Genomic DNA, 6,157 nt, shown 5'->3' on the forward strand with positions numbered 1-6,157 from the left:
AAAAAAATTCCTATTTCATAATTTGTAATTAAGAATTATTCTTATATTTGCACTCACAATTTTCGCGGATATGGTGAAATTGGTAGACATGCCAGACTTAGGATCTGGTGCCGCAAGGCGTGTAGGTTCGAGTCCTATTATCCGCACAAAAGTCCAAATGAGAGTTTGGACTTTTTTTGTGGGCAAAAAGGACGAGAAGTTTATGCTGAGCGAAGTCGAAGTAAGTCCTATTATCCGCACAAAAAGTCCAAATGAAAGTTTGGACTTTTTTTATTCTACACAATCGGTTAATTTCTATGTTAAGAACTTATTTTTTTAACTAAAATTGATTCCTATTCAATGAGTATTTTTGTATAATCTCTAAGTCTGAGTTTTAACCAATTTATTGGAATGAAAAAGAATCCGTCTATGACAGCACTTATTTTAGCTTTTATTGGTTTTGCATTGATTACCGGTGCATTGTTTTCGCTGTATCGTTCAAGCAACGAAGCGATTTCTATTGAAGAAAAAAGTGAAACTGAAATTGATATTGCCAATAAAAAAATTGATGTTTTAAGTGACGAAATTCAAGAAACAAAAGAGCAATTTGTCGATGCAGATTATAAAGATGAATCCAAACCAGAGGTGATGACTCAAATATCAGGTCAGAACATTCCTATTATTGAAATTAAAGATATTGATTTAGGCGAAAGCTCTGACTTGGCTGATGATGAACCTCGAAAAAAAGGACAACGTATTACGTATATTCATCAATTAAAATTTTCTTTGGTAAACGTTGGAAAATTCTCGTTGAAAGATGTAATTTTTTCTGTGAAAGATATTTATAACGATCCGAAAGAAGGAAAAGGAAAGAAGAACGCCAAGGAATATAGTTATATGGGAAGAACTTTCGATAACGAAGACGTTGGTGCGTACAATAATATAGAGGTAAATACTTTAAATTTAAAATCTAAAAAGTTGGTTTACGTGAGTAATTTGCCCACTAGCTTTGGAGTAGGTGATTACTATTTTGATATTATTGTAGAATGGAATAATGGTTTCTACCAAATGCATGTTGATATTGAAGAAGTAAACGGAAAATTGAAATACCGTTACCAATTTTATGATGTTGACGGAAAACCAATAAACTTAAAATCTTCGGAAGAAGTTACTGCATAAAAAAAATGCCTTTCAGTTACGAAAGGCATTTTTTTATTTACTTGCTTTAATCCAATTGTTCACTTTTTTCTCTAAAAGTGCCAGTGGCATTACACCTGATTCTAACACAATTTGATGGTATTTTTTGATATCAAATTTGGAACCTAATTCTTTTTCAGCTTTTTTGCGGAGTTCTATTATTTTTAACTGACCAATTTTATATGATAGTGCTTGACCTGGAACTGCCATATAACGTTCAATTTCTGAAATAATACTTGCTTCACTTTCAGCTTCATTGTCTAAAGAATATTGAATGGCTTGCTCGCGTGTCCAACCTTTAGAATGCATTCCGGTGTCAACCACTAGACGAATGGCACGATGCATTTCGCTTCCTAACATTCCAAAATATTGATATGGATCTTTGTATAAACCTAATTCTTTTCCTAAACTTTCGGTGTATAAAGCCCAACCTTCACCATAAGCTCCAAACCAATTGAATTTTCTAAAATCGGGCAAAGCTTCGTTTTCTTGTTGTAACGAAATTTGAAAATGATGTCCCGGAATCGCTTCGTGAAGAAATAAATCCTCATCGGCATAATAATTATATTCTTTTACATCTGGAATTGGAACATAGAAAGTTCCTGGGCGTGAACCATCGGCTGCACCTTGAACATATTCTGCACTTGCCGTTTTTTCTCTAAAAGTTTCAGTTCTTTTTATTTGAAAAGCTGTTTTGGGTTGCAATGAAAATAATTTATCAACGTTTGGTTTTATAGTGGCATGGTATTTTTCAAAATTGGCAATTACTTCTTCTGGTTTTTCAAAAGGTTTTAATTCTGCTTTATTTCTTACGTAGTCGAAAAATTCTTTTATGGTTCCTTTAAATCCAACTTCGGCTTTTACTTTTTCCATTTCCGACTTCAATCGAGCTACTTCTTGAAGTCCTAGAGTATGAATTTCTTCTGGTGTCATTTCGGTTGTAGTCCATTGTTTAACGTAGGCTTTGTATAAATTTGATCCATTTGGTAATGCTCCAATTCCGCTTGTAGTTCTGGATTTTGGAAGATACTCAGATTTTATGAAAGCAGTCATTTTCTTGAATCTCGGAAGCAGTTTTTCGTTGATTGTTGAAGCGTATTCTTTTTTCAGCGTTTCTTTTTGAGTGTCTGAAATACCTGAAGGCATTGATTTTATTGTAGTGTAAAAAATATTGTCTTCTGCTTTTTGAGTAATCATTTCGTCAAATTGATTTAATACTTTGAAAGACAAAACTTTTGGTAAAACTACATTTTTATCGATTCCTTTTTTCATATAAACCATGGCAGAATCTAACCAAACAGCATATAAATCCATTCTTTTTAAGAAGTTTTTGTAATCTTTCCCGGTTTTGAATGGTTGTGCGCTTTCACCTGCTGCAAATTGCGCCATAGTTAAATGTGTTCCCCAAAATTGATGAATTGGCGTAAGATTAACATTTTGTTGAAGTAAATCTTTTCCAACAGCAACTTCCCATTTAATGATGTCGAAACTGTTTTTCTCTTCATCAGAAAGTGATTCAAAATCGATTTTTGAAAGTTCTGTTTCGTATTTGTTGAAAAAATCGGCTTGTTTTTTTCTGAAAGAATCCGTCATTTCAAATTGCAATTGGTCGTTGTATTTGTTTTGACCATTTAAAGTTGCATCTAAAGGGTTTAGACTGTTTTTTTCGTCAAAATAACTTTCGGTTAATTTTTTGAAATCTACTGATTTTACTTCAGATTTGCAGTTTACTAACAATAGTGAAAGTAAAATGAAGAAAGAAATTGTTTTCAAATTTTTCATTGGTATTTTGGTTATTGGTTGGTTAAAACTACTGAATTTATTCAATAAAATTCCTGTCTAGCCCTGATTGGAGCAATCCACCGTGTGGTGCGGAAAGCAGGAATTGGGTTTACAAAAATTCTCTAACCATTCGCTCCTAATTATTTTACGCATTTAATGCTTCAACGATAATGTCTTGGTCGTTTAGCATATCTTTTAGCATATTTTCAATGCCGTTTTTCAAAGTGAATGTTGACGATGGACAACCATTGCACGAACCTTGAAGCACAACTTTTACGCGTTTTGTATCTTGGTCGAAGGAGTCAAACAAAATATTTCCGCCATCGGCTGCAACGGCTGGTTTTACATATTCTTCTAAGATATTGATAATCTGTTGTGATGTAGTATCAAGATTATCGAAATTATTGATTTGTTGTTTTTCTTGTTTGGTGTCTTGAACAATCATAGTTTCATCGACAACTATGCCGCCGTTTTCAATGAATTGTTTAATAAAAGTACGAATTTCAAGCGTAATTTCTTCCCAAGATGCGATGTCGAATTTTGTAACTGAAATGTAGTTTTCATCAATAAAAATTTCTTTTACAAACGGAAAACTAAAAAGTTCTTTAGCCAAAGGCGATGCAATTGTTTGGTCGATATTTTTAAACTCAACAGCAGTTTTAGTGACTCTTTTGTTGACAACAAATTTTAATGTAGCAGGATTAGGAGTAGTTTCACCATAGACAGTAATTGCTGATTTTTTTGGTCTAAGCGGATCTTCAATTATAATTTTTCCGCCATTTTTTACATATTCTTCAATTTGTTCAGCCACATCATCTTTAACGTCATTCCAATCTACAATACTGAAACGTTCGATGGCGATGAAATTTCCTGAAATATAAACTGTTTTTACAAATGGAAGGTAAAATAATTGTTGTGCTAAAGGTGAGTTTTTAGCTTCGTCAATGTTTTTGAATTCGAAGTTTTCATTTTGAGTTATAAAATCAGGGAATTCAAATTTTAGAATTGTTGGATTTTGTGTTTCTTTTATAGTAATTTTCATAGTGTTTCGTGTAATTTTCAACAAATTTAACAAAGTTATTTTGTGGGAATGTTTATATTTGAAGTTTTTAAACAATTAATTAACATTTGTGACGTTTTTTATTAACGTTTTAGTTTATTCAATACATGAAAAAAATTCTACTTATATTTCTAGTTGCTTTTTTTAATACAACTTTTGCCCAGCTTGTAGTAAATAATACAACTCAAACTCCAAATCAATTAGTTCAAAACGTTTTACTTGGAGGTGGTATCACTGTCTCAAATGTTACTTTTAATGGTTCAGCATTAAACGCTAACTTGGTTCGTGATCAAGTTGGAAGTTTTACAGGAGGAAACACAACAAATATTGGATTAAACACAGGAATAATTCTAGCAACTGGCGATGCTCAATTAGCAGTAGGACCAAATGATCAAGGAGGAGCAACAGATGCAACAGCTAATCCAATTCAAGGTGATGCAGATTTAGCAGCTTTGGCATCTGCAACTATCAGAAATAAAGCAGTTTTAGAGTTTGATTTTGTTCCAATAGGTCAAAATTTGAGTTTCAATTTTGTTTTTGGTTCAGAAGAGTATTTAGAGTTTGTAAACGGAGGTTTTAATGATGTTTTTGGTTTCTTTTTGAGTGGTCCTGGTATTACAGGTCCCTACACTGGAGGAGCTGCTAATATAGCATTAGTACCAGCAACAACCACTGCAATTTCTATTGATAATGTAAATAACGTTTCAAATTCTGCTTTTTATGTAAATAATGGAACAGGAGCAACGCCTGGAGTAAATGCAACTATCCAGTATGATGGTTTTACAACTGTTATAGCTGCAACGGCTACAGTACAATGTGGTCAAACTTATCATATTAAATTAGCCATTGCAAATGTTGGAGATAACTCATTAGATTCTGCTGTTTTTTTACAAGCACAGAGTTTTAATACAGCACAACTTAGTTTTCCTCAAGATTATTTAGTTTCAAATGGTTTTGCACCATGTCCTGGTACTCCTACTACTCTGAATACTGGATTAGCATCAACAATTCCTCACACTTGGACATGGAACGGAAATCCAATGCCAGGTGAGACAGGTCCAACAATTACAATTAATCAAGCTGGGACTTATTGCGCAACAGCTTATCCATATGGACCAGGTTGTCCAATATCAGATTGTGTAATTGTAGAATATTTACCACCAATGCCAATTGATAACCCCATTGATTTAACAGTTTGTGCTGGTTCAACTTTCAATTTATCAATCAATAATCCTATAATATTAAATGGACAAAGTGCAGCGGATTATGAAATTAATTACCATAATTCACTTGCAGACGCTCAAAATATAGCATCTCCAATAACTAATACAACAACTTATCCTGGAGTAAATGGAGAACAAATATGGGTATCTATACAAGATTTAGCTTCAGGTTCTAATTGTGTTGCTATGCAATCTTTTTTCTTGTATCAATTAAATACAACTATAGCACCAGCTATAACATGTGGTACTAGTACATCTACTTCGGTAGCGTTTGATTGGACACCACTTTCTGGAGCAACGGATTATACAGTTTCGTATCAAGTAAATTCAAATACACCAATTTCTGTAGGCTCAATTGGAAATACATCAACTTACAGCTTAAGTGGTTTGTCATCAGGAGATAATGTAAATTTCACTTTAACTCCAATTGGTGCGTCAGGATCATGTTTTGTTTCTGCGTCATTGACTTGTACGGCATTAACATCTTGTCCTACAATTACAAATCCATCTTCAAATCAAGTATTGTGTTTGAATGGTAATCCAACGCCTTTTTCTGTAAATACAACTTTTGCCGGAACTAACGCTATAAGTTATGTATATTTCAATACACAACAAACTGGAGACAATATGTATACTGGTGGTACAATTTTAGGAAATGCTACTCCAGCAACAGGTACAGCAGTATATGATGCTCCTGTATTAGGAAGTGTAGGCTCTCTTCCTAACGCTGTTGGTACTTATTATGTTTATACAATTGCTAATCCACTACCTTCAGATCCAACATGTAGACCATTTCAGGAAATTCAAGTAATAGTTAATGCGCCATTAACCGCCGGCATCGATGGCAGTTTAAATATTTGCGGTAGTAGTTCTACACCTATTAATTTATTTAGTTTGATTACAGGCGAGAGTTCAG

Annotated in this window: 4 protein-coding genes and 1 tRNA gene; 3 read left to right on the forward strand and 2 right to left on the reverse strand. The window is 33.4% G+C overall.

The genetic code is table 11. The features are described 5' to 3' along the window. Positions 1 to 64: 64 nt before the first annotated feature. Positions 65 to 146: transfer RNA gene (locus ACYU7A_RS05605), tRNA-Leu, on the forward strand. 244 nt (positions 147 to 390) lie between these two features. Beyond that, a complete protein-coding gene (locus ACYU7A_RS05610; RefSeq protein WP_460574797.1) occupies positions 391 to 1,158 on the forward strand; it encodes a hypothetical protein in 768 nt (255 codons plus the stop codon). Between the two features lie 33 nt (positions 1,159 to 1,191). Here the strand turns inward: ACYU7A_RS05610 and ACYU7A_RS05615 are convergent, their stop codons facing one another. Together ACYU7A_RS05615 and ACYU7A_RS05620 are read right to left on the reverse strand one after the other, a co-directional pair. Beyond that, positions 1,192 to 2,958, reverse strand: a complete 1,767-nt coding sequence (locus ACYU7A_RS05615; protein WP_460574799.1) for a DUF885 domain-containing protein — start codon at positions 2,956 to 2,958, stop codon at positions 1,192 to 1,194. A gap of 145 nt (positions 2,959 to 3,103) precedes the next feature. Next, the gene (locus ACYU7A_RS05620; RefSeq protein ID WP_344816938.1) at positions 3,104 to 4,000 is read right to left on the reverse strand and encodes a NifU family protein; all 897 of its coding nucleotides are present in this window, start codon (positions 3,998 to 4,000) and stop codon (positions 3,104 to 3,106) included. Between the two features lie 125 nt (positions 4,001 to 4,125). Here ACYU7A_RS05620 and ACYU7A_RS05625 point away from each other — a divergent pair. Further along, positions 4,126 to 6,157, forward strand: a 2,032-nt coding sequence (locus tag ACYU7A_RS05625) for a choice-of-anchor L domain-containing protein (protein ID WP_460574802.1), incomplete at its 3' end; no start/stop codon positions are given.

The organism is Flavobacterium koreense, from assembly GCF_054776075.1.